Source organism: Mesorhizobium sp. M0208 (genome assembly GCF_040322015.1).
Lineage (GTDB): Bacteria > Pseudomonadota > Alphaproteobacteria > Rhizobiales > Rhizobiaceae > Mesorhizobium.
The window spans coordinates 22,268-48,934 of sequence record NZ_JAMYSP010000016.1 but is presented as its reverse complement, the minus strand read 5'-3'; the positions used below and the strand labels follow the sequence as shown (position 1 = coordinate 48,934).

Below are 26,667 nucleotides of genomic sequence, written 5' to 3'. Positions count from 1 at the left end.
ATGGTCTCCGTTTTTGAACGACGCATCTTGCTGCGATCCAAAACGGCCTACGATCTCAACTTAAGTTGAGGTCAAGCACGAATTTTCAGCTCACCTCCGAGGTGCGGCGGCGAACGACGACGCCGAACTCGTCGCTTTCGCGGGCAATGCGCAGCCGCTCCTCGGCCTCGCTTGCCTCGCGCTGGCGGTCCCACATCGATGCATAAAGGCCGCGCTTGGCCATCAACGCGGCATGGGTGCCGCGCTCGGCGATCTGGCCGTCCTGCAGGACGATGATTTCGTCGGCCGAAATCACTGTAGACAGCCGATGGGCGATGACGAGGGTGGTGCGGCCCTGGCTGACCAGGTCGAGTGCCGCCTGGATCTCCTGCTCGGTGTGGCTGTCCAGCGCCGAAGTCGCCTCGTCGAGCATCAGGATCGGCGGAGCCTTCAAGATGGTGCGGGCAATCGCCACCCGCTGCTTCTCGCCGCCGGAGAGTTTCAGCCCGCGCTCGCCCACCATTGAGCGATAGCCGTCGGGCAGCCGCTCGATGAACGGTCCGATCTGGGCCAGTTCCGCTGCCTTGCGCACATCCTCCTCGCTGGCACCGATGCGGCCGTAGCGGATGTTGTAGGCGATGGTATCGTTGAACAGCACCGTGTCCTGCGGCACCATGCCGATGGCGGCGCGTAAGCTCTCCTGCGTCACGTCGCGAATGTCCTGGCCGTCGATCAGAACCTTGCCGCGCTGGATATCGTAGAAACGAAACAAAAGCCGCGAAATGGTCGACTTTCCGGCTCCGGAGGGACCGACAATGGCCACCGTCTTGCCTGCTGGCACCTCGAAGCTGATACCCTTCAGGATCTTGCGGTTGGGGTCGTAGGAAAAATGCACGTCACGGAACTCGACATTGCCGGCGCTGACGACCAGTGGCTTGGCGCCTGGCCGATCGACGATCTCGCGCTTGACGTCAAGCAGATCGAACATGTTTTCGATGTCGGTCAGGCCTTGGCGGATTTCGCGGTAGATCATGCCGATGAAATTCAGCGGCACCGAAAGCTGCATGAGCATGGCGTTGACGAAGACGAAGTCGCCGACGCTCTGTGTGCCTGCCTTCACCTCGAGTGCCGACAGCACCATGACGACGGTCATGCCGATGCCGAAGATCACGCCTTGGCCGAAGTTCAGCCAACCAAGCGAGGTCCAGGTCCTGGTCGCAGCCACCTCATAGCGCGCCGTGGAACGGTCGAAGCGTTCGGCCTCCATGGCTTCGTTGTTGAAATATTTGACTGTTTCGTAGTTGAGCAGCGAATCGATCGCCTTAGTGCTGGCTTCATTGTCGCTGTCGTTCATCTCGCGGCGGATCGAAATACGCCAATCGCTCGCCCTGACGGTGAACCAGACATAGAGCCAGACCGTGACCGCGATCACCAAGACGTACAGCCAGCCATAGGTGACGGCGAAGATGCCGGCGGTGAGCGCGAATTCGACGATCGTCGGCGCAGTCGCCAGCATGGTGAACCGGACGATCGTCTCGATGCCTTTAGTGCCGCGCTCGATGACGCGCGACAGTCCGCCGGTGCGCCGTTCGAGGTGGAAGCGCAGCGACAATTCGTGCATGTGCACGAAGGTGCGGAAGGCGAGCCGACGCACGGCATACTGGCCGACCCGTGCAAACAGGGCGTCGCGCAGCTGGTTGAAGCCGAGCTGCACCAGCCGCACGGCATTGTAGGCGACGACCAGCATGACCGGCGCCAGCAGGAAGGCCGGCAGCGGCGGCGGCGATTTGCCATCGCCGGCCAGTGCGTCGGTCGCCCATTTGAAGAAATAGGGTCCGGCCACCAGGGTCAGCTTGGCGACGACCAGCAGCACGGTGGCCCACACCACCCGGGCCCTCAGGTCGGCGCGGTCGGCCGGCCACATATAGGGCCAGAGATTGCGCAACGTTCTGAAGGTCGAGCCGGAATCGGCGGAAACTGTTTTCTCGGCCATTCTTGTTTACCTTTTATATTTTAGCGGCTGGAGCAGCAGGAATCGACCAGCGCGGCCAGCGATGCCGAAACATCGGCGAGCGCGGCGCGGTCGAGCTCATAGCGCGAGCGCTGGCGGTCAGGCTCGAAGCGGATCAGCCCGGCCTCGACCAGGATCTTCAAATGCTGGGAAACGGTGGACTGCGCCAGATCGAGATGCTCGACGACCTCGCGACAGCAGCAGGAACGGCTGGCGGAAAGGTGTTTGAGAATTTCGATCCGCGCCGGATGCGAAAGGGCCGCGAGCCGGACAGCGACAGCGCGGCTATCCGGCGTGCAGTTGGCCGGCGTGCAATTGGCCGGCGCGCGTTCATCTGCCGCCCGGCGCCGGTCCATTACGGGGGGAGATTCGATCATCGTGCATCGGCGATAAACGATGACTGGCCCTGTCGCAAGCTATCCTGATGGGCAGAACGGCTACTCGGTCTTGACTGGCGCCGTCGTCATCTGGTCGCCCATTGCCTTGAGATCGGCGGGCTCGCCTTCCTTCGATTTCTCCGGCACCTTGAACACCTGCCCCGGCCAGATGCGGTTCGGATTGCTGATCTGGTCCTGGTTGGCGAGATAGATGGTCGAGTAGCGCATGCCTTGGCCATAGACTCGCCGCGAAATCCGCCACAGCGTGTCATGGCGGCGGATAATGACTGCGCCATCGGCATGTTCGAGCTTAGGAGCGACGGTCTCGGGAGACTCGCCCGGGGGTGATGCTACGGCCATTTCGGCCGGAGCCTCGGTGGCAGGAGTGGGGGTGGTTGCCGGAGTTTCGGCGGCTGTTGCCGGTGTAGCCGGCGCGGCTTCGGTCGCTGGCGCATTCGGCTCGGCCGGTTTTATTCCGGCAGGCTTCGGCCCGGCCGGTGCCACGGCGGCAACCGCCTCGCCTGGCTCGCGCTCGAACGGCACGGCGGCACGGGCCACCACCCTCACGCCGTCGGCGTCGAGCGCGTCGACATGGATGGTGTAGGTGCCGACCGGGATGTCACGTGTCGCTTCGACCAGGAAGTGGCGGTCGGGCGAGGTCTTCGCGTCGCCGAGCAGGATATCGTTGGCATAGGCGCGCACCTTGCGGCCGGGATCAGTGACGCCGGCAATGAAAATCTTGTTGCCGTCGATTTCGACGGCTTCGACGACGATCTTGGGCTCCGCCGCCGGAGCAGCAGGCGCTGCCGGTGTGGCGGGCGCCACCGGAGCCGGTGCGGCTTCAATGGCGGCCGGCGCGGCGGCGGCCGGCAGTTCGGTGCCAGTGGCAGGCAGCGCGGCATCAGATTTTGCCTCAGGGGCCGGAACAGTGAGCAGTTCGGACGGCTTGCCCGGCTCCTCGATCATTGCAAGCACTTGGCCGGTGGAATTCTGGGGGATCGAAACGACGGCGGTCTGCGCCGAGGCGGTCACGACATTGCCAGCCGTCGAGCGCAGCGTGATCGTGTAGTCGCCGGGCTTCAGCGGATCGTCGAGAATAATGGCAAAGGCGCCGTCGGGACCGGCGACCGTCGAGCCGAGCACAGTCGAACCGTTGAGAATCTCGACCTTGGCGTTGGGCGCCGCATTGCCGGCGACGACGACCGAGCCGTTGCTTTCGACGCGCACGATGTCGAAGGTCGGCACGATTGCACCTGCTGCGGTCGGCGCAGCGGGCGCTGCCGCATCGGTGGACGCCGCGGGCGCAGGCGGCAGCCGCCCCTCGGTCGCCGGAGCGACCGGTTTCGAAGCCGGCGGCGTCAGTGCCGCGACCTCCGCAGGCCGGGTAGAATTGAGATACGGGTCGAGCGCGCCCGATAGATAGGCGGTTCCCGCCGCAGCGACAGAGCCGCCAGCCGCGAACAAAAACGCCTTCAACGGATTAATTGCCATGTTTCCCTGCCCCTTAGCCACCTAATTCGGTCTAGCCTGTTTTACCAAATCCGACAAGAAAAAGCCCGCCCCAGGGCTTGACCATGCCAATAGTCCCTATCACCAATCATAACATGAACACGATTCGATCTGTCTGCGTCTATTGCGGCTCGTCCCCGGGCCGAGATGAAACCTATATCAAGGCCGGACATCTGCTTGGCCGCTCGATCGCCAAGTCCGGCCTGCGTCTGATTTATGGCGGTGGCACTAAAGGGATCATGGGTGCCGTCGCTGAAGGGGCATTAAAGGCCGGCGGCAAGGTAACCGGCATAATTCCGCGTTTCCTGATCAACCGGGAGGCGACCGAAACCGCGCTTAACCGGCTCGACGAGCTCGTCATCACCGACAACATGCACGAGCGCAAACATAGGATGTTCGAGAAATCCGACGCCTTTGTGGCGTTGCCCGGCGGCATCGGCACGGTCGAGGAGATCGTCGAGATCATGACTTGGGCGCAACTCGGCCACCACCGCAAGCCGATCGTCTTCGGTAACGTCGGAGGGTTCTGGGATCCGATGCTAGCGCTGCTCGACCACATGGCAACGGAAGGCTTCATCCACACGGCGCAACGGGTAAAGCCGCTGGTGGTCGAGGATCCGGAAGCAATCGTCGCCGCCATCATGGTGGCGGGATCGTCCGTCGATGCACCGACGGAGGGCGTACAGTCGGTGATTGATAAGATGTAGAGTGAATAGTGAATAGTGAATAGTGAATAGTGAAACACAAGACGTTCCAGACCGCGCCTGTCTATCCACTACTGACTATTCACTATTCACTCCTTTCCCTACTGCCTTCCTTAAATCCGCAATAACCGGCCAGCCGCCTTTCTTCGTTACGCGGCTCGAGCTGGTGCGGAAACGGTCTTGCGCACCGAAGAAAACATCGACCAGGAGTACATCGCCAGTGCCGCCCAGATCAGCCCGAAGGCTATGGCCTGAACGCTGCCGAAGGGTTCGCCGAAAATCAGCACCGCGATCAAAAAGACGATGGTCGGCGCGATATATTGCATGATGCCGATGGTGGAGAGGCGCAGCAGCCTGGCGCCGAACGCAAACAACAGCAGCGGCACGGCGGTGACCGGCCCGCAGCCGATCAGCAAGGCGGTGTCGTTCAACGAGCTGGAGACGAAATGATCCTGTCCTGTGGCGATCAGGAAGACGATGTAGCCGAGCGCCGGCACCGACAGCAGCAGCACTTCAAGCAGGAAGCCCTGGCTCGGGCCGATTGGCAGCGTCTTGCGGAAGAAGGCATAGGCGGCAAAGGAAAAGGCCAGCACCAGCGACACCCAAGGCAGCGTGCCGGCGTCGATGGTCAGCACCGCGACGGCGATTGCCGCGAGCACCACCGCCACGACCTGCAGGCGGTCGAGCCGTTCGCCGAGCAGCAGCGCGCCGACAACGACGCTGACCAGCGGGTTGATGTAGTAGCCAAGCGCGGTCTCGATGGTGCGGTCGACCGTGATCGCCCAGACATAGATGCCCCAGTTGACCGAGATCAGCGCCGCCGTCAGCACCGCCATCGAAATGATGCGCGACGAACGAACTGCCGCTTTGAAATCGGCAGTGCGACCGGCCCAGACCAGGACAGCGGCCGCGATCGGCACCGACCAGACGATGCGGTGGGCGATGACTTCGGCCAGCGGCAGATGTGCGACAGCCTTCATGTAGAAGGGCAGCAGCCCCCAAAGCAGGTAGGCGCCGAGCGCCAGCAGGAAGCCGCGACGAGCTTTGGTGTCGGCCTCGATGTGAAGTGCTTGGGTAGTCATGGGCGAAGGCTATGCGCCAGCGGCTTGCCCAAAACCATCGCAAATTGCTGATGGATCAATGGAGTCTCGCTGATGGTTCAACCCGACCACCAAACATTGAACAATCGCGCCGTGTACGAGAGGGTAAAAGGCCCAACCAACACGACATGCGGTCTCAACGCTGAGCTGGTTTCTTGTTAAGTTCGAAAAAAACGCTGTCGGGCGAAGCCTCATCGTGCCTGAAGCCCGTCAGCTCTGCCGCAAGATCGAGGGGAAGGTCAAAAACAAAATCGACCTCGGAATCCTTGGTATCTTCTTCATCCTGTTTGGAAAAACACTGCTGCTTCAGCGCTTCGAAAGAAGCGGGGAGATCACCCGTGACATGCAAGTCCCTCACAGTCTTGTCACCGCCGTGCCAGACTTTCCAAATGTTCCTTCCGTCGCGCCAGAGCTCGGCGCGGGCGAACATGACATGCTCTTCTATGTGCGCGATAACCACTTCCCGCCCTTGCGAGATCGCAGCCAGATATTGTTGAGGTGGGTTTGGGAAGCTGCAGGGATCGAGAATGATAATCGCCCAGTTCTTTTCGCTGGCATAGGCATTCACTGGCGCTTCGAAAATCTCCGAGGAATCGCCAATTTCGCGCCCGAACAGGGCCGCAGCTTCCTTTATTTCATAACCACGAAAACCAAGCCAGCTTATCGAGAAGCCCATCTCCCTACTCCGCCGCCGCCAATCCCGCCATGTCGCGGTTCTTCATCAGCTTGTAGACGATCGAATCCATCAGCGCCTGGAACGAAGCATCGATGATGTTTTCGGAGACGCCGACCGTCCACCAGCGCGCGCCGGTGCCGTCATGGGATTCGATCAGCACGCGGGTGATCGCCTCGGTGCCGCCATTGAGGATACGCACCTTGAAGTCGGCCAGCTCGAGATCGGCGATCTCGCTCTGGAATTTGCCGAGATCCTTGCGCAGCGCAATGTCGAGCGCGTTGACCGGACCATGGCCTTCGGCGACCGACATCTTCTCCTCGCCCTCGACCAGCACTTTCACAATCGCCTCCGAGACCGTCTTCAACTGGCCGTTGGCGTCGAAGCGGCGCTCGACCATGCAGCGGAACGAGGTGACGCGGAAGAATTCCGGCAGGCCATGCAGCATCTTGCGCGCCAGAAGCTCGAAGCTGGCGTCGGCGCCTTCGTAAGCGTAACCCTCCGCCTCACGGTCTTTGACCACGGCGATCAGAGCGTCGAGGCGATGGTCATCCCGGGGCACGTCGATGCCGCGCCGCTTCAGCTCGGCGAGGAAATTGGCCTTCCCACCTTGGTCCGACACCATGACGCGGCGGCGGTTGCCGACAGTCTCTGGCGGCACATGCTCGTAGGTCGCCGGCTCCTTGGCCAGCGCCGAGGCATGGATGCCGGCCTTGGTGGCGAAAGCGGAGGCGCCGACATAGGGCGCCTGCGCTTCGGGCGCGCGGTTCAGCAACTCGTCGAAGGCGCGGGACAGACGCGATATACCGGTCAACGCCTCTGCCGAAATGCCTGTAGCAAAGCGGCCCGAAAAGGCCGGCTTCAGCGCCAATGTCGGCACGATCGAGATCAGATTGGCGTTGCCGCAGCGCTCGCCGATGCCATTCAGCGTGCCCTGGATCTGGCGCACGCCGGCCTCCACGGCGGCAAGCGAATTCGCCACCGCCTGGCCGGTGTCGTCATGGGCGTGGATGCCGAGATGGTCGCCCGGTATGCCGGCGGCGATCACCTTTTCGACGATGGCGCGCACCTCAGAGGGCTGGGTGCCGCCATTGGTGTCGCACAGAACCACCCAGCGCGCGCCGGCTTCATAAGCCGTTCTGGCGCAGGCCAGCGCATAATCGGGGTTGGCCTTAAAGCCATCGAAGAAATGCTCGCAGTCGACCATCGCCTCCTTGCCGGCAGTGAGCGCCGCCTCGACCGAGGTCTTGATCGCCTCGAGGTTCTCCTCATTGGTGCAGCCGAGCGCGACGCGGACGTGGTAGTCCCAGCTCTTGGCGACGAAGCAGATGGCATCAGATTTGGATTGGATCAGCGTCGTGAGGCCGGGGTCGTTCGAAGCCGACACGCCTGCCCGCTTGGTCATGCCGAAAGCAACGAATTTGGCATCGGCCGTGCGGCGCTCGGCAAAGAAGGCGGTGTCGGTTGGATTGGCGCCGGGGTAGCCGCCCTCGACGTAGTCGATGCCGAACGCGTCCAGCAGCTTGGCGATGGCGATCTTGTCCTCGACGGAAAAGTCGATACCCGGCGTCTGCTGACCATCGCGCAGCGTGGTGTCGAACAGATAAAGGCGCTCGCGAGCCATGGTCATTTCCCGGCAAACATGTCCGTTGCGCGGATCAGCCTGTCGAGGATGCCCGGCTCCGAATAGGCGTGGCCGGCGCCTTCGATCAGATGGAAGTCCGCTTTCGGCCACGCCTTGTGCAGCGCCCAGGCATAGCGCGCCGGGCACGGCATGTCGTAGCGGCCGTGAACGATGGTACCCGGGATATCCTTAAGCTTCCATGCATCGCGCAGCAGCTGTCCCTCTTCCAGCCAGCCGGCATGGACGAAATAGTGGTTCTCGATGCGGGCGAAAGCCAGGGCATAATCATCCTGGCCGAAGGGACCGCTGGTTTCCGGTTCCGGCAGCAGCGTGATCGTCTCGCCCTCCCACAGGCTCCAGGCGCGGGCGGCCTCGACCCGCGCCACAGGATCGTTGCCGACCAGCCGTTTGCGGTAGGCGGCCATCATGTCGGCGCGCTCAGCCTCCGGAATGGGTGCCAAAAACCGCTCCCACTTGTCGGGGAACATCTCCGAGACGCCGAACTGGTAGTACCATTCGAGTTCGGCGCGGGTCAGCGTGTAGATGCCGCGCACGACCAGTTCGCTGACCTGCTCGGGGTGGGTCTCGGCATAGGCCAGCGCCAACGTCGAACCCCACGAGCCGCCGAACACCAGCCATTTGTCGAACCCGCACATTTTTCGCAGGCGCTCGATGTCGGCGACCAGGTGCCAGGTGGTGTTGGCTTCGAGCGACGCATTGGGCGTCGATTTTCCGCAGCCGCGCTGGTCGAACAGAACGAGGTCGTAGAGCTTCGGGTCGAACAGCCGCCGGTGCTTTGGCGAAATGGTGCCGCCCGGCCCGCCATGCAGGAATATAGCCGGCTTGGCCCCCTTGGTGCCGGAGCGCTCCCAATAGACCTGATGGCCATCGCCAACGTCGAGCATGCCGGACTCGAAGGCCTCGATCTCGGGATAGAGGGTACGGAATTCGCTGCTCATAATTTCAGGCCCTGCTGCGGCCAGTTGGCCGTCTCGTGATCGGGATGCTGGAAGGAGATGATGGATTCCTGTCGCGCGTAGAAATCCGGGTCGTCATGGATCGGCGCGTCGAAGATCGTCTCGACCCAAGGCAGCCTGGCGGCGTAGTTGACCTGGATCTGCGGCGCCAGATCGGAACGGTCGTCGAAGGCGCCGATGGCGATCTCCAGCGCGCCGGGCTGGCGGTAGGTCAGCGGTGTGCCGCAGCGGGCGCAGAAGCCGCGATCGATGTTGACCGACGACTGAAAGTAACTCGGCTCCTCGCGCACCCATTCGACGCCGTCGCTCGGCACTGTCACCAGCGCGCCGAAAAACGACCCGAACTGTTTCTGGCACATGCGGCAATGACAAATGGACGGGTGGCCGAGCGCCCCGTGGATGCGGAAGCGCACGGCGCCGCACTGGCAGCCGCCGGTACGAACGGTTTCGGTCATGATTTTTCCTCCGGCGGCCATTGTTCGGTGTCGTGGTCGGGATGTTGGTAGGAGACGAGGTCGGCGAGATAGGAGGCAGACGAGACGTCGGCCATCGTTTCCTCACTGGGTAATTCGTGAACATGATCCACATAGGGGAGCTTGGCTTCGACACCCCATTGGATCGTCGGCGCAATCTCCTCGGGGTGGTCGAATGCGGCGATGGCGAGCGCCACGCCATCGGGCGCTTCGAAGGTCAGCGGCGTGCCGCATTCGGCGCAGAAACCGCGCAAAGCCGCGTTGGACGAGCGGAAGCGTTTGGGCTCACCGCGCGTCCAGTCCAGCCTAGCGCCGCGCACCGAGACCAGCGGCAGGTAGAAGTTGCCGCTCGCCTTCTGGCACATGCGGCAATGGCAGACGGAAGCATCGCCGAGCGTGCCTTCGACACGGAAGCGCACCGCGCCGCACTGGCAGCCGCCTGTATACACCGGTCTATTGTCGAGGCTCATCGCGCACTACTCCGGAGCATGGCAGACCGCCTCGACATTGTTGCCGTCGGGATCGAGGACGAAGGCGCCATAATAGTTCGGATGGTAGTGCGTGCGCAGGCCAGGCCCGCCATTGTCTTTGCCGCCGGCGGCGATTGCGGCGGCGTGAAAGGCATCGACCTCGGCGCGGCTGCGCGCGGTGAAAGCGACATGCTGATGATGCTTCGACTTGTCCTTGCCGGCGTGCAGCCAAAACACCGGCCGGTCGCGGCCGTAGCCGCCGACCTTGGCGCCGCCGGTATATTCCTGCGGCACCATGTAAAGCAGCGAGGCGCCGAGCGGCGCCATCGCCCTGTCGTAAAAAGCCTTCGACGCGTCGAAATCCGAAACCGTGATGCCGAGATGATCGATCATCTTTTTACCTCCCAGGTGGTGATGCGTTCGCCGGTGACGGGGTCCTTGCCGTCCTTCAACTGGATGCCTTGCGTTAGCAACTCGTCGCGGATGCGGTCGGCGTCGGCCCAGTTCTTGGCGGCGATCAACGTGAGGCGTTGGGCGATCGCCTTGGCAACGGCGTCTTCATCCACCTTGGCTGTTGTGACGTCGAAGCCGAGGAACAACAGCGATGCCTTCAGTGAAGCGGCAGCATCGTTGTCTTCGGCGGCAGCGTTGCCGCTACCAGCGTTGAAATCAACAGCATCGCCAGCCAACTGCGTCAGCAACTGGAATGCGGCATAGGTGGCAAGGTCATCCGACAGCGCTTCGATCACATCCGCCGGCACCGGCTTTGCCGTCGGCGGCGCCAGATCGGCCGCCCGCTTCCATTTGCGCAGCGTATTCTCCGCCTCTTCCAGCTTGCGCACGGAAAAGTCGATCGGCTCGCGATAATGCGTCATCAGCATCGCCAGCCTGAGCACCTCGCCCGGCCATTTGCGGCCGCCAAAGGTATCCGTCTCCAGCAATTCGGTGATCGAATAGAAATTGCCCAGGCTCTTGGACATCTTCTGCCCTTCGACCTGCAGGAAACCGTTGTGCATCCACACCTTGGCCATCGTTTCCGTGCCGTGGGCGCAACGCGATTGCGCGATCTCGTTCTCGTGGTGCGGAAAGATCAGGTCGAGACCACCGCCATGGATGTCGAACACCTCGCCGAGATAGGCGGCCGACATCGCCGAGCACTCGATGTGCCAGCCCGGCCGACCCCTGCCCCACGGGCTGTCCCAGCCCGGCTCCTCGGGCGAAGACAATTTCCACAGCACGAAATCCTGCGGGTTCTTCTTATGCGCATCGACGGCGACGCGGGCGCCGGCCTGCTGCTCGTCGAGATTGCGCTTCGACAACTGCCCATAATCCGGCATGGAAGCGGTGTCGAACAAGACTTCTCCAGCCGCGACATAGGCATGGCCGCGTTCGATCAAGCGTTGAATCAAGAAGATCATGTCGACTTTGCCGTCGGGCCTGGGCTCGACGAACTCGGTGGCGCGCGGCTCGACCGTCGGTTCCAGGCAACCGAGCGCCGCAACGTCCTTGTGGAACTGACCGGCGGTCTTTTCGGTGACCCGCCTGATCGCTTCGTTCAGCGACAGCTTGCCCGATGCAATTTCGCCGCCGAAATCGCGCAGCGCGCGAGCGTTGATCTTGTCGTCGACGTCCGTAATGTTGCGGACATAGGTGACGTGCGCTTGCCCGTAGAGATGGCGTAGCAAACGGAACAGCACGTCGAAGACGATCACCGGCCGCGCATTGCCGATATGGGCGAAGTCATAGACCGTCGGGCCGCAGACATACATGCGCACGTTGCGCGGATCGATCGGGAAGAAATCCTCCTTGCTCCGCGTTAGCGTGTTGTAGAGGCGCAGGCTCTTCGATGCGTCAGACATACGTGCGTTCCCGATGCGTTACTTTGGTTGAGCATGATCTTTGGGATCGTGCTCTGGATGAAGCCAGTTACGCCGAGGCGCAAATCGGGCTCCAGCCTGCTGGCCGGGGCGTTTGTCCAATCTTGGAGGAGATGAGGCGAAAACGTCCAGGACCAGCGCGAGGCTAGCCGATAATGCAAATGCCACAAATGGCGAAAGGCGTTTTCATGGCCGGCTTTATCGCCTTGCCCGGTGTTGCCGTCAAGTCGCTACCTTCGCCAAAAATATCGTTGGATCACAGGAAATGCGGCACTGAAACATTTTATTAAACATGTCGGCACTGTCATGAAACATTCGCCGGCTAGATCAGCAAGCGTCACGATTTGGTCGGATTCGGCCAGCAAACGCAGACACGAAGACGTTACTAGGGAAGAGAAGAATGCCCAAGCAGGAACCCAGCCGTGCCAAGCAACCGGCGCTCGCCAGCTATTACCGAGCGATCGGCCCGGCAGCAATCGTCGCCGCTCTTCTGCACACCGCGAAGAAGAAGAAGCCGGCACAGAAGATCGTCTCGCCGCGCGCTGCCTGAGAATGCGGTCGGTGAAGATTGAGGCGCTCACGGCGAGCCAGTAACAGTAGCTTTTGCTAAAATAAACTCATCTGATTGTCGTTCGCGCCGGACTTCCGGCGCTTGACCTTCTCGAGCTCAGGCTCGATGACCCCCTTCTCGTGAATCTCCGGCCCGGTATTGGCGACCTTATTGACGAGGTCGGAAACCGGGATCGCTTCGAAGAAATCGGGCTGGGCGGGTCTCAGCAGATCGGCCACGTCGCGCGGCTCGAGCGTACGGCAATCCAGCCAGCGTGCGAAATCCTCGGGATGGATCACTACCGGCATGCGGTCGTGGATATGGGCAGTATCGGCGTTGGCGTGGGCGGTCAGAATGGCGCCGGTGTCCACTTCCGAGCCGCCCGGCTCGGCATAGGTCTCAATCAGCCCGGCGAAGGCGACAAGCCCGCCCTGTCTTGGCCGCACCCAATAGGGCTGCCCTCTTCTGCCACCGGTCTGGTGCCATTCGTAGAATCCCGAAGCCGGCACCAGGGCGCGGCGATGGCGCATGGCAGCGCGAAACGACGCCTTTTCCGAAGCCCCCTCGGAACGCGCGTTGAACAGCAGCGGGAAGTTACGCGTATCCTTCACCCAAGCAGGGATCAGGCCCCAGCGCACCAGAATCGAGCGGCGGTCGGGCAGGTTCGAGCCCGGCGCCTGCGTCAATCCGGCGAGCGCCATCAGCACCGGCTGCGTCGGCGCGATATTGTAGCGGGCCGGAAACTCCTCAAGTTCCGCCAGACCGAGAAAGGCAGCGGTCTGGTCCGGAGTGGCTGTCAAAGCAAAGCGTCCGCACATGAATTCAGCTTTCGATTGGTGGCGTATGAAAGTGGCCATGGAACCTGCCTTTCGCAACCGCTAAAGCTGTTCGCCGACGGTCGGTCCACAACGGGCTGTGCCAATCGAGCGATCCGGAGCCATGGAAGCACGCAAGATCATTCCGGCAGTCTCGGCCTGCGTCGTGCGCGAGAACACGGTGCTGCTGGTCAAGCGGGCCAGGCCGCCCTCGCAAGGCCTCTATGCCTTTCCCGGCGGCAAGGTCGAAGCCGGCGAGACGCTGGAACAGGCAGCACGGCGCGAATTGCTGGAAGAGACCGGATTGCAGGCGCGCAGCTACCGGCCGCTGCGGGAAATCCACATCGACGGCAGCGGGGACGGACATCCGGTCGACTACTGGCTGACGGTGTTTGGGGCCGATTATGCCGGCGGCGAGGCGGTTGCCAGCGACGACGCCGAAACCGCGGCTTTCTATACGCTGGCCGAAATGATGGCGATGCCGCTCGCCGATGCAGTGCTTGAAATTGCCGACGATCTACTCGGTCCCAAAAAAGACGGCGAAACGTGAGCCAGAGAATCGCCTTGCAGGCGACAAATTGTTCCAGCACAAAGCCTCATGAGCCGCACGTCTTCGTTTCTCGCCGCATGCCTCGCCGTCAGTGTGGTTGTCGGTGCGCGCCCTGCGATTGCCGCCGAAGCACCGTTCGAGCCCGGGCTGATGCGGCTGGCGGAAGTGCTCGGCTCGCTGCATTTCCTGCGTAATCTGTGTGGCGAGAAGGGCGATCGGTGGCGAGCCGAGATGGAAAAACTGATCGCATCGGAAAATCCGAACCCGGAGCGGCGCGCCCGCTTCATCGCCAGCTTCAACCGCGGCTACCGGTCGTTCGGCGGCACTTATACGCAATGCACCGCCTCGGCGACGGAAGCCATCAGCCGCTACATGAAGGAAGGCGAGACGCTGTCTCGCGACATCGCTTCGCGCTACGGAAACTGACGACGGCAGCCGCCTTCCGGAAAAGCCGCATCAAGGCTCGGCGCCGTCGCGGCGGACGCGTTCGACACTTCTCCGCTTGCCTCGACTGAGGTCTTGGTGCAAACCTAATGTTGCACTTTTGCAACTATGTTAACGAAACGTTAGCGCGCAGATGTGAAATTAACTCAAACTGAAGGTTTCCGTCCCCTTGGCCGACCTAATCGGCTAAGTTTGAAACGGATCGGATGCAGGTTTGCTGGACGCGACGGAATTTGTAGACAACGACCAAAAAAATGTCGCATTTACAACTACTTACTTGCACCTGCGTGTAAAAGGGACAACTCAAGCTTGATCCCTGTCCAACGGATCACCGCTTGAAAGGGTGGACATCGCAATGGAACATGGCGTCAACGACATCGACGCGCTGGTCAGGGAAGAGAAGCGCCTGACTGCCGTGGAAAGCCACAGCGAAGCCTGGGCAGAAGGATTGTCGGCGGGGATCGAGCCGGAAATCATCGCCGAGGCAGCCCTCGAAACGGCATTCGGCGAAATGCTGCGCGCCAATGGCGAGACCTCGGCGCTTGCCCTGCTCGATCGCATGCGTGAAAAGGTGATTGCCGGAGCCTTCGAGCCCGAAAGACTGCGGCACTGATCCCGGTTCTTTGAGGAGGGCGCGCCGCCGGACATCATGTCCGGGCACATGGATGGGCTGGAACCAGGGAGTAGCAGGCGGTGAATTTTTCGATATCAGGCAAGCCACGCGGCCTGGTCCTCGGCATTTGGCTTACTGCTTCCTGCGCCACAATTCCCCTTGCACTGTTTCTTGCGAGCAGTCCCGCTCACCCCCTCAGCGAGATCAAACGCGAGGACCTGCCCTCGCCGGTCACGCCGCCGCCGGACGGCGACATGTCGCCGTCTGGAAGTACCGTCCCGATGCCCGGCCCACTCGGCACGGTACCACCTCCAGCCCGCCAGCCGACTCCGTCCGAGGAGCCAGAGCAAACCGAACCGAAAGGGCCAACGGACGATGGCGGGATGGCCAATCCGCATGTCGAGCCGGACGCGCCTGTGCCCGAAGTCGTCTACGACCTGGCCAAGTTGCCGGAACCGGTCAGGCGCATGCACGATCTGATCGTCGAGGCGTGCAAAAGCGGCGACATCGAAAAGCTTCGGCCGCTGATCGGCACGGGAGACATGATGACCCAATTGTCGCTGGGTGACATCGAGGGCGACCCGATCGCCTTCCTGAAGGGCCTTTCGGGCGATACGGAAGGCCAGGAGATCCTCGCCATCCTGGAAGAGGTGCTCAGTGCCGGTTATGTCCATGTCGATGCCGGCACGCCGCAGGATCTCTATGTCTGGCCCTATTTCTTCGCCCTGCCGCTGGACAAACTCGATGCCAGGCAGCGGGTCGAGCTGTTCAAGATCGTCACCGCCAGCGACTATGACGATATGAAGCAGTTCGGTGCGTACATCTTCTACCGAGTCGGCATCACGCCGACCGGACAATGGACGTTCTTCGTTGCTGGGGATTGAGTGGTTTAGCCTGGCCCTTATGAGGCAGGGAGCTTAGCCCGCCAACGCCTCGCAAAACTCCACCGCCCTGCCCTGGCTCGGCGCGACGATCTCGCCTTCCCACATCACGCGCCGGCCGCGAACGATGGTGCCGACCGGCCAGCCGGTCACCTGCCTGCCGTCATAAGGCGTCCAGCCGGCCTTGGAGCCTTGCTGGGCGTTGGCGATGGTCTCGCGGCGCTTCAGATCGACGATGGTCAGATCGGCATCGTAGCCGGCGGCAATACGGCCTTTCCTGGCGATGCCGAAAATACGCTGCGGGCCGTGGCTGGTCAGGTCGACAAAGCGCTGCAGCGTCAGCCGGCCGGCGTTGACATGGTCCAGCATGATCGGCACCAAAGTCTGCACCCCGGTCATGCCGGACGGCGACGCCGGATAAGGTTTTGCCTTCTCGGCCAGCGTGTGCGGCGCATGGTCGGAGCCGAGGACATCGACAACCCCTTGCGCAATGCCCTGCCAGATCCCCTCGCGATGGCGCGTGGCGCGCACCGGCGGGTTCATCTGGATTAACGTACCGAGCTGCGCATAGTCATCGGCGCTCAGCGTCAAATGATGCGGCGTCGCCTCGCAGGTCGCGACATCCTTATGCTGTTCGAGGAAGCCTATCTCCTCGGCGGTCGAGATGTGCAGCACATGGATCCGGGCGCGAACCTGGCGCGCGATGCGCACAAGGCGCTCTGTGCAGCGCAATGCAGCGATCTCGTCGCGCCACACCGGATGTGAGGACGGATCGCCCCCGATGCGCTCGCCAAGCCGCTCGCGCAGCCGGAACTCGTCCTCGGAATGAAAGGCGGCGCGGCGGCGTGTGTTCCTCAGGATCGAGGCAACGCCTTCGTCATCCTCGACCAGCAGGTCGCCGGTGGACGAGCCCATGAACACTTTTATGCCGGCCGCACCCGGCAGCCGCTCGAGATTGCCAACGTCTTTTGCATTGTCGCGGGTCCCGCCGACCCAGAAGGCAAAGTCGCAATGCATGCGGCCGGTGGCACGCCGCACCTTGTCGACAAGGGTTGCCTCGCTGGTGGTCAGCGGATTGGTGTTCGGCATCTCGAAGACGGTGGTGACGCCGCCAAGCACCGCTGCGCGGGAGCCCGTCTCCAAATCTTCCTTGTGCTCCAGTCCCGGCTCGCGGAAATGCACCTGACTGTCGACGACGCCCGGCAGGATATGCAGCCCGTGGCAGTCGATCGTCTCGCCCGCCGATGCCTGGCCGAGGTCGCCGATGGCAGCGATGCGCCCACCATTGATACCGACGTCGCGAAAACCCTCGCCGTCGTGATTGACCACGGTGCCGCCTGTCAGGATGAGATCGTAGAGGGGGGCCATGCGGATCCGGTCTCTTGCGGGGGAAGTGCCAGCGGCTTACGTAATGACCGATAGTTTTGCAAGATCAGGCTCGTTTTCCCACCATGCCCTTTGCCTCGCTCAGAGATCGCGCACTCGTTTCCGTGTCCGGACCGGATGCCGAACACTTTTTGCAGAACATCCTGACCACCGACCTAGACGCGCTAGGCCGCGGCGAAGCAAAGCCCGGCGCCTTACTGACGCCGCAAGGCAAGATCCTTTTCGACTTCCTGATCTCGCGCGCTGGCGAAAATATTTTCCTGCTCGAATGCCGTGCTGAGACCACCGATGACTTCATGCGACGGCTGACGCTCTACAAGTTGCGCGCCAAAGTCGAAATTGCCAAGGCAGATCAGTCGGTTGTGACCGTCGTATGGGAAAGCGATTCAACTGCCTCGCAATTTGAATCCGCACCGGTTGCCGATGCGCGGTTTGTCGATGCTATCGTCACGCGCTTCTATGGTGGCGCCGCAGACAGCGGCGACCTTGCCGCATGGCAAGCCTTTCGCATCGCCAATGGCATTGCCGAAAGCGGCAGCGACTATCAGCTCGGCGACGCGTTTCCGCATGATGTGCTGCTCGACGAGATCGGTGGCGTCGGCTTCAAGAAAGGCTGCTACGTCGGCCAGGAGGTCGTCTCGCGCATGCAGCATCGCGGCACTGCCAGGCGCCGAGTGTTGATCGTCTCGGCCGAACGCCCCCTGCCCACTTCGCGCGCAGAGTTGGCCGTGGCGGGGCGACCAGTCGGCACGCTTGGCTCTACCGCCGGCACGACAGGCCTTGCCATTGCCCGCATCGACCGGGTCAAGGCAGCGCTCGACGCCGGCCTGCCGATCCTGGCTGACGACGTCGCTGTGTCGCTCGCCATCCCGTCCTGGGCGAAATTCAGCTTTCCGCAGGAAGCCGTCGGCGCGGAGGACGCCTGATGGCGGCCGACCGCGCCGGGGCGCCGCCGCGTGCCTGGCAACGTATGCTGTCCGGCCGCCGGCTCGACCTGCTCGATCCCTCGCCGCTCGACATCGAGATCTCCGATATTGCCCATGGCCTTGCCCGCGTCGCACGCTGGAATGGCCAGACCAGAGGCGATCACGCCTTTTCGGTCGCCCAGCATTCGCTGCTGGTCGAAACGCTTGTCGGCGAACTGATGCCGGATGCCGACGCTGACGCGCGGTTGGCGGCGCTGCTGCATGACGCGCCGGAATACGTCATTGGCGATATGATCTCGCCGTTCAAATCCGTGATGGGCGGCAGCTACAGGGATTGCGAGACCAGGCTGCAGCGCGCCATCCATCTGCGCTTTTCACTGCCGGCCGAACTCGACGCGGGGCTGCGCAAGGAAATTAAGCGAGCGGATCAGATCGCCGCTTATTTCGAAGCAACGCTGCTTGCGGGTTTTTCGACGGCAGAGGCGACCGAGTTCTTCGGCAGGCCGCGCGGTTTCAACGCCGAGCACTTCGATGTCACGCCGCGCTCGGTGACCTGGGCGCAGAATGCCTTTCTCAAACGGTTTGCGGCGATCGAAAAGTCGCGACGCCAGACTGCCGTTCCAGCCGGCTGAAAACGGTAAATTAACCGGCAGGGACAACAGTGCCGTGGTTAACCATGGTCCATAGGCTTGCCTCATGCCCGTTGCCGGTATCAAGGCTGGTTCATCCGTCCGCCGACGGAGGGCCAAAGGCGTTGGTCTGCCGCGACGGATCGAAGACGAGCTACGCGAACAGAACGAGCGTTTTTCGGCAGCGATCGAGAACATGTCGCATGGCCTGTGCATGTTCGATGCCGATGAGCGGATGATCATCTGCAACAGGAACTACATCAGCATCTTTCGCCTCGACGCCGAAGTGGTGCGGCCCGGCATCCGGTTTTTCGACATCCTCCAGCACAGCGTGGATATCGGCATCGCCTCGCAAAGCGCCGAGCAACTCTATGCCATCCGCAAGCCCTATATCGACCAGGCAAAACCTTCCACCTATGAGGAAACGCTTGCAGACGGGCGCATCGTCAACATTTCGCACCGGCCGCTGGCGTCAGGTGGCTGGGTCTCGATCTACGAGGACATCACCGAGCAACGGCGCGCCGAGCAGGAGTTGAAAGAGCAGCACCGCCGTTTCGACGCAGCACTTGCCAACATGTCGCAAGGCCTTTTGATGTACGATGCGGACGGCAAGCTGATCGTGCGCAACGAACGTTTCCTGGAACTTTATCATGTCAGGCCCGCCGACTTCCCGCTTGGCATGAGCCACCGTGATGCGTTCAAGCGGCTGCTGGAACTGGGCATTTATACAAAGCTCGACCCCGACAGCGAAATCTCGCAAATCGAAGCCTGCCTGCGGGCGGGGAAAACACACGTAACGCATCGTCATCTCGCCGACGGCAGGACGCTGCTGGTTGCGCGCCGGCCGATGAGCGGCGGCGGCTGGGTCGCGACGTTCGACGATGTCACCGAGCGCAGGCGTGTGGAAGAGCGCATGACCCATCTTGCGCACCACGACACACTGACCAACCTGCCCAATCGCTCGATGCTTCGCGAACGGCTCGACCAAGCCCTGAGCGAGACGAGAGACGGATCGCTGGCGATATTCTCGCTCGACCTCGATCACTTCAAGGCAGTCAATGATACTTGGGGTCACCCCGCCGGCGACTGGCTGCTGAAATGCGTGGCCGAACGGCTGCAACGGTGCCTGCGCAATGAAACGGACGTTGTCTCCCGCTTCGGCGGCGACGAATTCGTCATCATCCTGTTCAATCTCAAAAGCCCGGGCGACGCGGAAAAGCTGGCCAAACGCATAGTCGAGATCATCGGAAAGCCGTTTCGCGACAAGAGACACGACATGCGTGTCGGCATCAGTCTCGGCATCGCGCTGTTTCCGAATGACGGCAAGGACGCCGAGACTTTGCTGAAAAATGCCGATATGGCGCTCTATCGGGCAAAGAGCGAAGGGCGCAACCTCTACCGCTTCTTCGAACCGGCCATGGACGCGAGGGTGCGGGCCCGCCGGGCGCTCGAAATCGATCTCAGGGCAGCGCTGTCGCGCCGCGAATTCGAGCTGGATTTCCAGCCGATCATGAACATCGCCTCCGGCGAAATCGTCGGTGCCGAAGCCTTGATGCGCTGGCGATCGCCGGTGCGCGGCCTGGTGCGGCCGGACGACTTCATTCCGGCCGCCGAGGAGACCGGGCTGATCGTGCCGCTCGGAGAATGGGCGCTGCGAAAAGCCTGCACGACCGCGGCCGGCTGGGCGGCTTGGCGCATCGCAGTCAATGTCTCCGCCGTGCAGATCAAAAGCGGTACCTTTGCCCGCAGCGTCATTTCGGCACTGGCGTTCTCGGGCGTGCCGGCCAACCGACTTGAACTGGAAATCACCGAAACGGTGCTGATGGACGAGAGCGATCTGGTGCTCAAGACACTCAGGCAGCTACGCGATCTGGGCGTCCGCATCGCGCTGGACGATTTCGGCACCGGCTATTCCTCGCTGGGCTACCTCAGGCGCTTTCCCGTCGACAAGATCAAGATCGATCGCTCGTTCACCCGTGACATCGACAGTCGCGATACCGCGGCGATCGTGCGCACCATCATCGGGCTTGGCGCACAGCTGGGCATCACCGTCACCGCCGAAGGTGTCGAGACCGAAGCGCAGCTTGAATTCCTGCAAAAAGAGGGTTGTGTCGAGGCCCAAGGCTATTTGATCGGCGTGCCGTCAAAGGCGTCGGACATCAATCGGCTGCTGAAGTCGAGCGCGACGATCCGGCAGTCCGGCTAAGTGCGACAGTCTCGCGGAAGCGCGGGCAACCGGCTTAGATCTGCTTGAGATGACGCTCGATTCGCGTGTTAATTCCTTGATAGAGAAGGCGGAATTCAGGTGTGGCGAACCAGGAGGTTCCTTGCCGGGTCAGAGGTGCCCGTTCAATGCCTCAACCATATCCTTGTTCGTCGCCACAGGAACAATCTCGAATTCGACCAGATCCGCCCATTCGATGACCCACCGCTGCAGGAGCGTGATGTCATCGGCCTCCACCAGCAGGAAGCAGCGGCTCATATCCGCTGCGATCCAGCTGTGGTGCACGAGAAGCGCGTCCGGCTTCAGGCGGCCCTGGTCGCGGAAACGGCGGTAGATCTCCTTGCGGTCGCAGCCGCGAAAATCCTCGATCACGAAGAACAGCATCTTTTCCCCCACAATCGTATATCATCGCCCCGGCCTGTCCAGCCGCTCCAGGAACCACTGCGTCAGCCGCACCCAGACCTCGTCCTTTTCGCCAGAGTCTTCCCAGCCGTGGTCGAGGTTGGGGTTGTCGTTGACCTCGATGACGAAGACGCCGTCCCTAGTTTCCTTGAGGTCGACGCCGTAGAGGCCGTCGCCGATGCAACGCGCCGCACTCACCGCCGTCTCGACGACATGGGCCGGCGCTTCCTTCAGGGTGAAGGTCTTGATGCCGCCCTGGTCGGGCTTGCCGTTGGCCTTGTGATTGACGATCTGCCAATGTTTCTTGGCCATCAGATAATGGACAGCAAACAAGGGCTGGCCGCCGAGGACGCCGACGCGCCAGTCATATTCCGTCGGAATGAATTTTTGCGCGATCAGGAGGTCGGAATCCTCCAGCCATTCGGTTGCGAGCGTCTTCAGCTCGTCGAAGGTGCCGCATTTCTTGACGCCGCGCGAAAACGAGGAGTCCGGGATCTTCAGCACCAGCGGGAAGCCCAGCGTCTGCGCCGCAAGTTCCAGGTCCGAGGTGCCGGCTATCATCACCGTTGGCGGCACCGGTACCTTGTTGTAGGTCATCAGCTCGTTGAGATAGACCTTGTTGGTGCAGCGGATCATCGACAGCGGATCGTCGATGACCGGCATGCCTTCCTGCTGGGCGCGGCGGGCAAAGCGGTAGGTGTGGTTGGAGATCGAGGTGGTCTCGCGGATGAACAGCGCGTCGTAGTTGGCGAGCTTGGCCAGATCCCGCTTGGTGATCGGCTCGATTTCGACGCCCATCTTTTCAGCGATCTTGGCCCAGTGGCGCAGCGACGAAATCTCCGACGGTGGCAGTTCCTCATGCGGATCGACCAGAGTGGCGAAAGTGTAGCGCGCCGGCGTGCGGCCCTTGGTGTCGCGCCACTCGCGGTTGGTGTAGGTCTCCAGGCACTGGAGAAAGTGCGTTTCCTCGTCCTCGGTCATCCTGGCCAGGGGATGGAACCCGATCTTGCGGATCGAGGCCCATTCGGCGCTGTCCCTGATGTGGACCTCGAGCGCCGGGGCACGGAACCAGTCGAACAGAAGTTTTGCGAAGCGGTCCCAGATCCTGGATGGTCCGATGCCGAAGAAGATGCAGACCTTCTGGGGAAAAGCGCCACCCAGATCCTTGCGGCACTTGTTGAGTGCGAGTTCGAGTTCCGGCAACGCGTGCTCATAGAGCTTGCGCTCCGACAGGTCGATCATCGTTTCGACCGTCGGGATGACCTTATGGCCGCGCGAACCAGCAAGCAGCGACGCGTAATAGCCGCGGCTCTGGTAGCCGTAATTGTTCGACAGGTTGATGACCTTCGGCCGCTGACCGCGAAACAGTGCCGGATGGGCAAGGTAGTCGCGATTGGTGATGATCTTGTGCGGCGTCGCCACTTGGTCGAGATCGTTCTGCCGGCCGGTAAGGATGACCCAGGTCATTGGCTATCGCGCTTTCCGAGAGTGATAGCGGCGCGCAATCCGTCGCGGCCGAATTGCGCCATGTTCATGAAGATGCCGTAAGGCACGGGAATGTTGGCAGCATCGAGGATCGTCTCCTGCCGCTCGTCCTCGACCCAGGGGTCGTGGATCAGGATATGATCGCCGTCGTCACCGATGGCCAATACCCAGTGCGGAACCTTCTTGCCGAACATCAGGAAGCCGCTGATCAGGACCAGCACCAGTTTTCCCTCTGCGATCGCGGTGCGAATGTCGTCAAGCCCGAATGAACGGTAATTCACCGGGATGCTGTAAAGTTCCGCGCGGCGGCGAAAGTCGACCTGCGCCAGCTCCATGACGCGGCGCTTGTCCTCGCTGCGCACCGACTGCAGGAACAGCGCGCCGTAGAAGGAGACATAGATCTCAGCAGCAAGCCCGCTCTCATAGCCGGCGACGGCAAGCCCGAACGGTTCGCAGCCGCCCGGCCCCGACATCATGAAAACGGTCGTCGCCTCACGCCACAGCCTGATTTCCATCACCGGATCCGGCACGAATCCGGGGCCGAAGTAAGCCATCGCCATCATCAGGCAGCATGGTCCGCAAGTGAATTCGCAAGTTTGCTGATAAAACGGCACTTCGGTGGCCACCGGAATGTCGCCGCGCAAGGTCTTTTCATAGCGCAGCGCCGTGGCGCCATCCTCGTAATAGTCCGGCTCGCGGCCGATCTTGCGGTAGCCGCTCTGCTCGTAGATCTGGATCGCGCGCGGGTTGTCCTCGCGGACTTCCAAACGAAGCATCATGCGGCCGTGCTCGAAAGCGGCGGCCTCGGCCTCTTCCAGCAGCAGCCGGCCAACGCCACGGCCGCCGAAAAATGGACCAACGGCGATCGAATAAAGCCTCGCGACGCCGCTGCCCTTGCGAAACAGCACGACTGCATAGCCGGCGACGCGGCCATCGCTTTCGCCAACCAGCAGCTCGGCGGTGTCGCGTTCGATCAGTTGGCGAAAGGAGCGGCGAGAAATGCGATCGCTCGAGAAAACGGCTTTTTCGATGGCGGCGAGGTCATCGACGTCGGACGCGCGGGCCTTGCGAATCTCGGCAGGCATGCGGGCTCAGAAAACCTCGATTGGGTTGTGGAAACGGCCCTAGTCTAAACATCGGTCACACCAGCCGAAGTGCCAGCATTAAGCAAGCGCTATCGCACCTCGATTAGGGCCGAATTGTGACAGTTTTGACTGCAGGCAGGTCGCGCAAAGGCTTTGAACGACCTCCGTGTTTAGGCATCGGCGCGGCTTCGGAAGAGCGAGAGCCTGCTCAGCTTTGCAAGCCCGCCAAAAGCTGGCCATAGGCGCTCTTGGCCACTGCGGCCAGTTGCTCGCGCGGCAGCGAGCCGACGACGGCGCAGCCATAACCCTTGTCCAGCCAATAGACGGCCTCAGGACCATCGTCCTCCCCATAGGTGCCCTTGGCCTTGGCTGCCGATTCGGCGGTGACGAAGAGCGATATGCGCTCGCCCTTGACGTCCTCGTAAAGCAGCATCGCGGCCTTGCCCTGGCCGGCGGGCAGCAGCCGGCCACCGACCAGTTGGAATCCTTGCGCCGCCAGATCCGGCGCGACGAGCTTCAGACCCACCTGGTTCGACAACCAGCTCTGCAAATGATCCTTGTCGCTTGCCGGCACTTCCACCGCATGCCGCGTTTCGGCGGCATAGATGACGTGGGCGGCGATCGCCTCTTCGGCAAGCTGGTCCTCGGCGGTATTTTCCAGTCCGAGGCGGCCGATGCCGGCAAGGTAGCCGCCAGCACCGCCAATCGCCAGGATGGCGGCAGCGGCGGCCGCAAGCCACCAACGCGAGCGCGACGGCGATACTCTGACCACCGGCGCCTCGCCAAGCACCACCTTGCTCAACCGCACCGGCACGGGTTCGTCCAGCACGCCATTAAAGGCTGCGCGCAACGCTTCCCGGTCGGCGGCGTAGCGTGCGCTCTTGGCCTTCATCTCGGCATTGGCCTCGAGCCATGCCTCATAGGCCGTCCGCTCGTCGCCCGGCAACTCGCCATCGAGAGCCATGTGGATGTCGCGTTCGGAGAAATCGCGCCGGCTCATTTCTCAACGATCCTTATCGAGCGGCGGCGCGCGGTATCATCCAGCAGCGCTCGCAGTTCGTCACGCCCGCGCGCGATGCGCGACATCAAAGTGCCGGCGGGCACTCCAAGGATGTTGGCGGCTTCGGCATAGGAAAACCCTTCGATGGCGACCATCACAAGTGCCGCGCGCCGGTCAGGGCTGATCGCCTGCAGCGCGTCGACGATCTCGCGCGAGGCGATGCTCTCGACCTGCTCGGCGGGTGCTGCCTGCGCCTCGCTTGTCTCGAGCGGCAGCATCGCCGCCTCGCCGCGCCGGTTCACCTTGCGCATCTGGTCGATGAACAAATGGTGCATGATCGTAAACAGCCACCTCCTGGGGCTTTCTCCTGTCTGCCAATTGTCGAGCCGCACAAGCGCCCGCTCGAGACAATCCTGGACGAGATCGTCGGCGGAATCGCGGTCGCGCAACAGCGAGCGTGCATAGCGGCGCAGACGCGGTATTTCACCCAGGATTGCTGCCTTCTTTTCGTCCATGACCGCTGGTTCTGGAGCCCCTGTCCGTGGTGATTGAACGCGCCTTTGCAGCGCGGCGCAAGCGGCCAGCGCGAAGCGGTCCGCCGCCCCGGTCACCCAAGCAACTGAATAACGCTGCCGGTGGCAGGTTTATTCCCGGGTTGCATCCGAAAGTTGAAAGAAATGCGTGGTGACGAATAGCGGCGCGTCGACAAACGTCAGTCTTCCCGCGTCTCGTCTGTGAATTTCTTCATATCGAAGTCAGGATTGGGCAGGCCCATCCTCACCGCCTCGGCTTGCAGCCTGGCAATCCGGTCGCGAAGCGACACATTGGTGCGACTGCGTTCGAGTTCGTGCAAAGCGCGGTCCGCACCGCCTCCGTTTTGCTTGGAGCGTCCGTCTGGCGCTGCAACATAGTCGCTGAAGCATCCACTTCGGGGCCTCGTATATAGAGTGCCATTTGATCCTATGTCTCCCTTGCTGCGGGTCAGCGGCCGCAGTACTATTCAATCACACGCACCGCTCTATTTACTATATTTGAAGGCACCGTTAGACCGAGCTTTCTCGCGGTCTGCAAGTTCACCACCAATTCGTGCTGGGACAAAGTCTGAATTGGTATGTCGCGGGGGCTCTTGCCATCAAGAATCTTCTTCGCGCACAGCGCCATGTGATATGTTGCGCTTCGCAAGCTGGTGCCGTAGCAGAACAGACCTCCCGCATCGATCTGCTCCCGCGCGAAGATGGTTGGCAAGCGACGCGCAAGGGCAAGCTCCGCGATTCTTGCGCGGAGTGCTGCAATGTTCGGCTCCTCGAGGACGATGAGCGCTTCGACCAGTTCGCGATCCATCGCTGCAAAAGCGCCGTCAAGATCGGGCTGAGGCCCTATAATGCGGAGAACCTGCGGGTTCAGCCCAAATTCTTGTATTGCCCCAGCATTGGAGGCTGACAGGCAATCGGACACCCCCTGATCGCTCAAGATCGCGATGCGGGAGAGCGCTGGTAAGACGGCTCGCAACAACTCGACATGCGTCCGCGCCTGGTTTGGATCGAAGCTGGTTACTCCTGTCATGTTGCCGCCGGGCTTCTCCAGGCTTGCGGCGAGGCCATCACTGACCGGATCGACGACGACAGAATAAACGACGGGGAGCTCCGTTGTCGCCTTTTGGACCGCACGCGCGGTTACCGCCCCGATCACGGCGATAAGGTCGACGTTCAGCCTAACCAGTTCCGTCGCCAGGGTGGGAAGCCTGCCCAAATCACCATTGGCCGATCGCTGCTCAAACCGAATGCTCCGGCCTTCGGCAAATCCCAATTCTCTCAGCCCCTCCTTGAAGCCTTCGATTGGTCCCCCAGGGCCTGCCGTGATGATGCCGATCGTAGCTATGTCGTTTATGAGCAACGCGCTGTCC

General features: G+C 62.0%; 29 protein-coding genes. 9 read left to right on the top strand and 20 right to left on the bottom strand.

Going from position 1 to position 26,667, the window contains the following annotated elements:
* Window positions 1–85 precede the first annotated feature (85 nt).
* From NKJ17_RS17640 to NKJ17_RS17630, 3 genes are all read right to left on the bottom strand, one after another.
* Window positions 86–1,972, bottom strand: a complete 1,887-nt coding sequence (locus NKJ17_RS17640; protein ID WP_352689580.1) for an ABCB family ABC transporter ATP-binding protein/permease — start codon at window positions 1,970–1,972, stop codon at window positions 86–88.
* A 20-nt stretch (window positions 1,973–1,992) separates the two neighbouring features.
* Window positions 1,993–2,346, bottom strand: a complete 354-nt coding sequence (locus NKJ17_RS17635) for an ArsR/SmtB family transcription factor (RefSeq protein WP_352689610.1) — start codon at window positions 2,344–2,346, stop codon at window positions 1,993–1,995.
* An 81-nt stretch (window positions 2,347–2,427) separates the two neighbouring features.
* The gene (locus tag NKJ17_RS17630) at window positions 2,428–3,858 is read right to left on the bottom strand and encodes a LysM peptidoglycan-binding domain-containing protein (protein ID WP_352689579.1); all 1,431 of its coding nucleotides are present in this window, start codon (window positions 3,856–3,858) and stop codon (window positions 2,428–2,430) included.
* A gap of 113 nt (window positions 3,859–3,971) precedes the next feature.
* Here NKJ17_RS17630 and NKJ17_RS17625 point away from each other — a divergent pair, with 113 nt between their 5' ends.
* A complete protein-coding gene (locus NKJ17_RS17625) occupies window positions 3,972–4,583 on the top strand; it encodes an LOG family protein (protein WP_254820219.1) in 612 nt (203 codons plus the stop codon).
* 146 nt (window positions 4,584–4,729) lie between these two features.
* Here the strand turns inward: NKJ17_RS17625 and rarD are convergent, their stop codons facing one another.
* From rarD to cysS, 8 genes are all read right to left on the bottom strand, one after another.
* Window positions 4,730–5,662 (bottom strand): EamA family transporter RarD, encoded by a 933-nt coding sequence (gene rarD / locus NKJ17_RS17620; RefSeq protein ID WP_352689578.1) that lies wholly within the window; start codon window positions 5,660–5,662, stop codon window positions 4,730–4,732.
* 154 nt (window positions 5,663–5,816) lie between these two features.
* Window positions 5,817–6,356, bottom strand: coding sequence for a hypothetical protein (locus NKJ17_RS17615; RefSeq protein ID WP_352689577.1), 540 nt, complete (start codon window positions 6,354–6,356; stop codon window positions 5,817–5,819).
* Window positions 6,357–6,360: 4 nt separating this feature from the next.
* Entirely contained in the window at window positions 6,361–7,983 is a 1,623-nt protein-coding gene (gene cimA / locus NKJ17_RS17610) for a citramalate synthase (protein ID WP_352689576.1), read from the bottom strand.
* Window positions 7,980–8,936, bottom strand: a complete 957-nt coding sequence (gene pip, locus NKJ17_RS17605) for a prolyl aminopeptidase (protein ID WP_352689575.1) — start codon at window positions 8,934–8,936, stop codon at window positions 7,980–7,982. Before pip ends, cimA begins: the two co-directional genes overlap by 4 nt.
* Window positions 8,933–9,409, bottom strand: a complete 477-nt coding sequence (locus tag NKJ17_RS17600; protein ID WP_352689574.1) for a GFA family protein — start codon at window positions 9,407–9,409, stop codon at window positions 8,933–8,935. The genes pip and NKJ17_RS17600 overlap by 4 nt, the downstream gene beginning before the upstream one ends.
* The gene (locus NKJ17_RS17595) at window positions 9,406–9,897 is read right to left on the bottom strand and encodes a GFA family protein (protein ID WP_352689573.1); all 492 of its coding nucleotides are present in this window, start codon (window positions 9,895–9,897) and stop codon (window positions 9,406–9,408) included. Before NKJ17_RS17595 ends, NKJ17_RS17600 begins: the two co-directional genes overlap by 4 nt.
* 6 nt (window positions 9,898–9,903) lie before the next feature.
* Complete coding sequence (locus tag NKJ17_RS17590; protein WP_352689572.1) at window positions 9,904–10,290, bottom strand: VOC family protein; 387 nt, start codon at window positions 10,288–10,290, stop codon at window positions 9,904–9,906.
* Window positions 10,287–11,756 carry a cysteine--tRNA ligase gene (cysS, locus tag NKJ17_RS17585; protein WP_352689571.1) on the bottom strand — a complete coding sequence of 490 codons (1,470 nt, stop codon included), beginning with the start codon at window positions 11,754–11,756 and terminating at the stop codon, window positions 10,287–10,289. The genes NKJ17_RS17590 and cysS overlap by 4 nt, the downstream gene beginning before the upstream one ends.
* Before the next feature lie 418 nt (window positions 11,757–12,174).
* Here cysS and NKJ17_RS17580 point away from each other — a divergent pair, with 418 nt between their 5' ends.
* Complete coding sequence (locus NKJ17_RS17580; protein WP_254820210.1) at window positions 12,175–12,324, top strand: hypothetical protein; 150 nt, start codon at window positions 12,175–12,177, stop codon at window positions 12,322–12,324.
* A gap of 56 nt (window positions 12,325–12,380) precedes the next feature.
* Here NKJ17_RS17580 and NKJ17_RS17575 read toward each other — a convergent pair whose 3' ends face one another.
* A complete protein-coding gene (locus NKJ17_RS17575; RefSeq protein WP_352689609.1) occupies window positions 12,381–13,142 on the bottom strand; it encodes an SOS response-associated peptidase in 762 nt (253 codons plus the stop codon).
* A gap of 121 nt (window positions 13,143–13,263) precedes the next feature.
* Between NKJ17_RS17575 and NKJ17_RS17570 the strand changes: the two genes are divergently transcribed.
* The 4 genes from NKJ17_RS17570 to NKJ17_RS17555 all read left to right on the top strand — a co-directional run bounded on the left by NKJ17_RS17570 (window position 13,264) and on the right by NKJ17_RS17555 (window position 15,630).
* On the top strand, window positions 13,264–13,689 hold the full coding sequence (locus tag NKJ17_RS17570) for an NUDIX hydrolase (protein ID WP_352689570.1): 426 nt from the start codon (window positions 13,264–13,266) through the stop codon (window positions 13,687–13,689).
* A gap of 48 nt (window positions 13,690–13,737) precedes the next feature.
* The gene (locus NKJ17_RS17565) at window positions 13,738–14,115 is read left to right on the top strand and encodes a TIGR02301 family protein (RefSeq protein ID WP_023677748.1); all 378 of its coding nucleotides are present in this window, start codon (window positions 13,738–13,740) and stop codon (window positions 14,113–14,115) included.
* A gap of 373 nt (window positions 14,116–14,488) precedes the next feature.
* A complete protein-coding gene (locus tag NKJ17_RS17560; protein WP_008874920.1) occupies window positions 14,489–14,746 on the top strand; it encodes a hypothetical protein in 258 nt (85 codons plus the stop codon).
* A gap of 80 nt (window positions 14,747–14,826) precedes the next feature.
* On the top strand, window positions 14,827–15,630 hold the full coding sequence (locus tag NKJ17_RS17555) for a hypothetical protein (RefSeq protein ID WP_352689569.1): 804 nt from the start codon (window positions 14,827–14,829) through the stop codon (window positions 15,628–15,630).
* A gap of 33 nt (window positions 15,631–15,663) precedes the next feature.
* On the opposite strand, the gene NKJ17_RS17550 is transcribed toward NKJ17_RS17555, so the two are convergent.
* Window positions 15,664–16,995: a dihydroorotase gene (locus NKJ17_RS17550; RefSeq protein WP_352689568.1), complete on the bottom strand. Its 1,332-nt coding sequence runs from the start codon at window positions 16,993–16,995 to the stop codon at window positions 15,664–15,666.
* Window positions 16,996–17,078: 83 nt separating this feature from the next.
* On the opposite strand from NKJ17_RS17550, the gene ygfZ reads away from it, so the two are divergent.
* The 3 genes from ygfZ to NKJ17_RS17535 all read left to right on the top strand — a co-directional run bounded on the left by ygfZ (window position 17,079) and on the right by NKJ17_RS17535 (window position 20,774).
* The gene (ygfZ, locus tag NKJ17_RS17545; RefSeq protein WP_352508516.1) at window positions 17,079–17,939 is read left to right on the top strand and encodes a CAF17-like 4Fe-4S cluster assembly/insertion protein YgfZ; all 861 of its coding nucleotides are present in this window, start codon (window positions 17,079–17,081) and stop codon (window positions 17,937–17,939) included.
* Window positions 17,939–18,571: a YfbR-like 5'-deoxynucleotidase gene (locus NKJ17_RS17540; RefSeq protein WP_352508515.1), complete on the top strand. Its 633-nt coding sequence runs from the start codon at window positions 17,939–17,941 to the stop codon at window positions 18,569–18,571. The genes ygfZ and NKJ17_RS17540 overlap by 1 nt, the downstream gene beginning before the upstream one ends.
* A gap of 64 nt (window positions 18,572–18,635) precedes the next feature.
* Window positions 18,636–20,774, top strand: coding sequence for a putative bifunctional diguanylate cyclase/phosphodiesterase (locus tag NKJ17_RS17535; protein WP_352689567.1), 2,139 nt, complete (start codon window positions 18,636–18,638; stop codon window positions 20,772–20,774).
* A 129-nt stretch (window positions 20,775–20,903) separates the two neighbouring features.
* Here the strand turns inward: NKJ17_RS17535 and NKJ17_RS17530 are convergent, their stop codons facing one another.
* The 7 genes from NKJ17_RS17530 to NKJ17_RS17500 form a co-directional block, all read right to left on the bottom strand.
* Window positions 20,904–21,176, bottom strand: a complete 273-nt coding sequence (locus NKJ17_RS17530; protein WP_352508513.1) for a DUF3303 domain-containing protein — start codon at window positions 21,174–21,176, stop codon at window positions 20,904–20,906.
* Window positions 21,177–21,197: 21 nt separating this feature from the next.
* Window positions 21,198–22,661: a RimK family ATP-grasp domain-containing protein gene (locus tag NKJ17_RS17525; protein ID WP_352508512.1), complete on the bottom strand. Its 1,464-nt coding sequence runs from the start codon at window positions 22,659–22,661 to the stop codon at window positions 21,198–21,200.
* Complete coding sequence (locus NKJ17_RS17520) at window positions 22,658–23,764, bottom strand: peptidase C39 family protein (RefSeq protein ID WP_254820202.1); 1,107 nt, start codon at window positions 23,762–23,764, stop codon at window positions 22,658–22,660. The genes NKJ17_RS17525 and NKJ17_RS17520 overlap by 4 nt, the downstream gene beginning before the upstream one ends.
* Window positions 23,765–23,972: 208 nt before the next feature.
* Window positions 23,973–24,764 carry an anti-sigma factor family protein gene (locus tag NKJ17_RS17515; RefSeq protein ID WP_352508511.1) on the bottom strand — a complete coding sequence of 264 codons (792 nt, stop codon included), beginning with the start codon at window positions 24,762–24,764 and terminating at the stop codon, window positions 23,973–23,975.
* Window positions 24,761–25,279, bottom strand: coding sequence for a sigma-70 family RNA polymerase sigma factor (locus tag NKJ17_RS17510; protein ID WP_254820200.1), 519 nt, complete (start codon window positions 25,277–25,279; stop codon window positions 24,761–24,763). The genes NKJ17_RS17515 and NKJ17_RS17510 overlap by 4 nt, the downstream gene beginning before the upstream one ends.
* A gap of 197 nt (window positions 25,280–25,476) precedes the next feature.
* Window positions 25,477–25,617 carry a hypothetical protein gene (locus tag NKJ17_RS34065; protein ID WP_502896235.1) on the bottom strand — a complete coding sequence of 47 codons (141 nt, stop codon included), beginning with the start codon at window positions 25,615–25,617 and terminating at the stop codon, window positions 25,477–25,479.
* Window positions 25,618–25,760: 143 nt separating this feature from the next.
* Window positions 25,761–26,657, bottom strand: a complete 897-nt coding sequence (locus NKJ17_RS17500) for an ABC transporter substrate-binding protein (RefSeq protein WP_352508510.1) — start codon at window positions 26,655–26,657, stop codon at window positions 25,761–25,763.
* Window positions 26,658–26,667 lie beyond the last annotated feature (10 nt).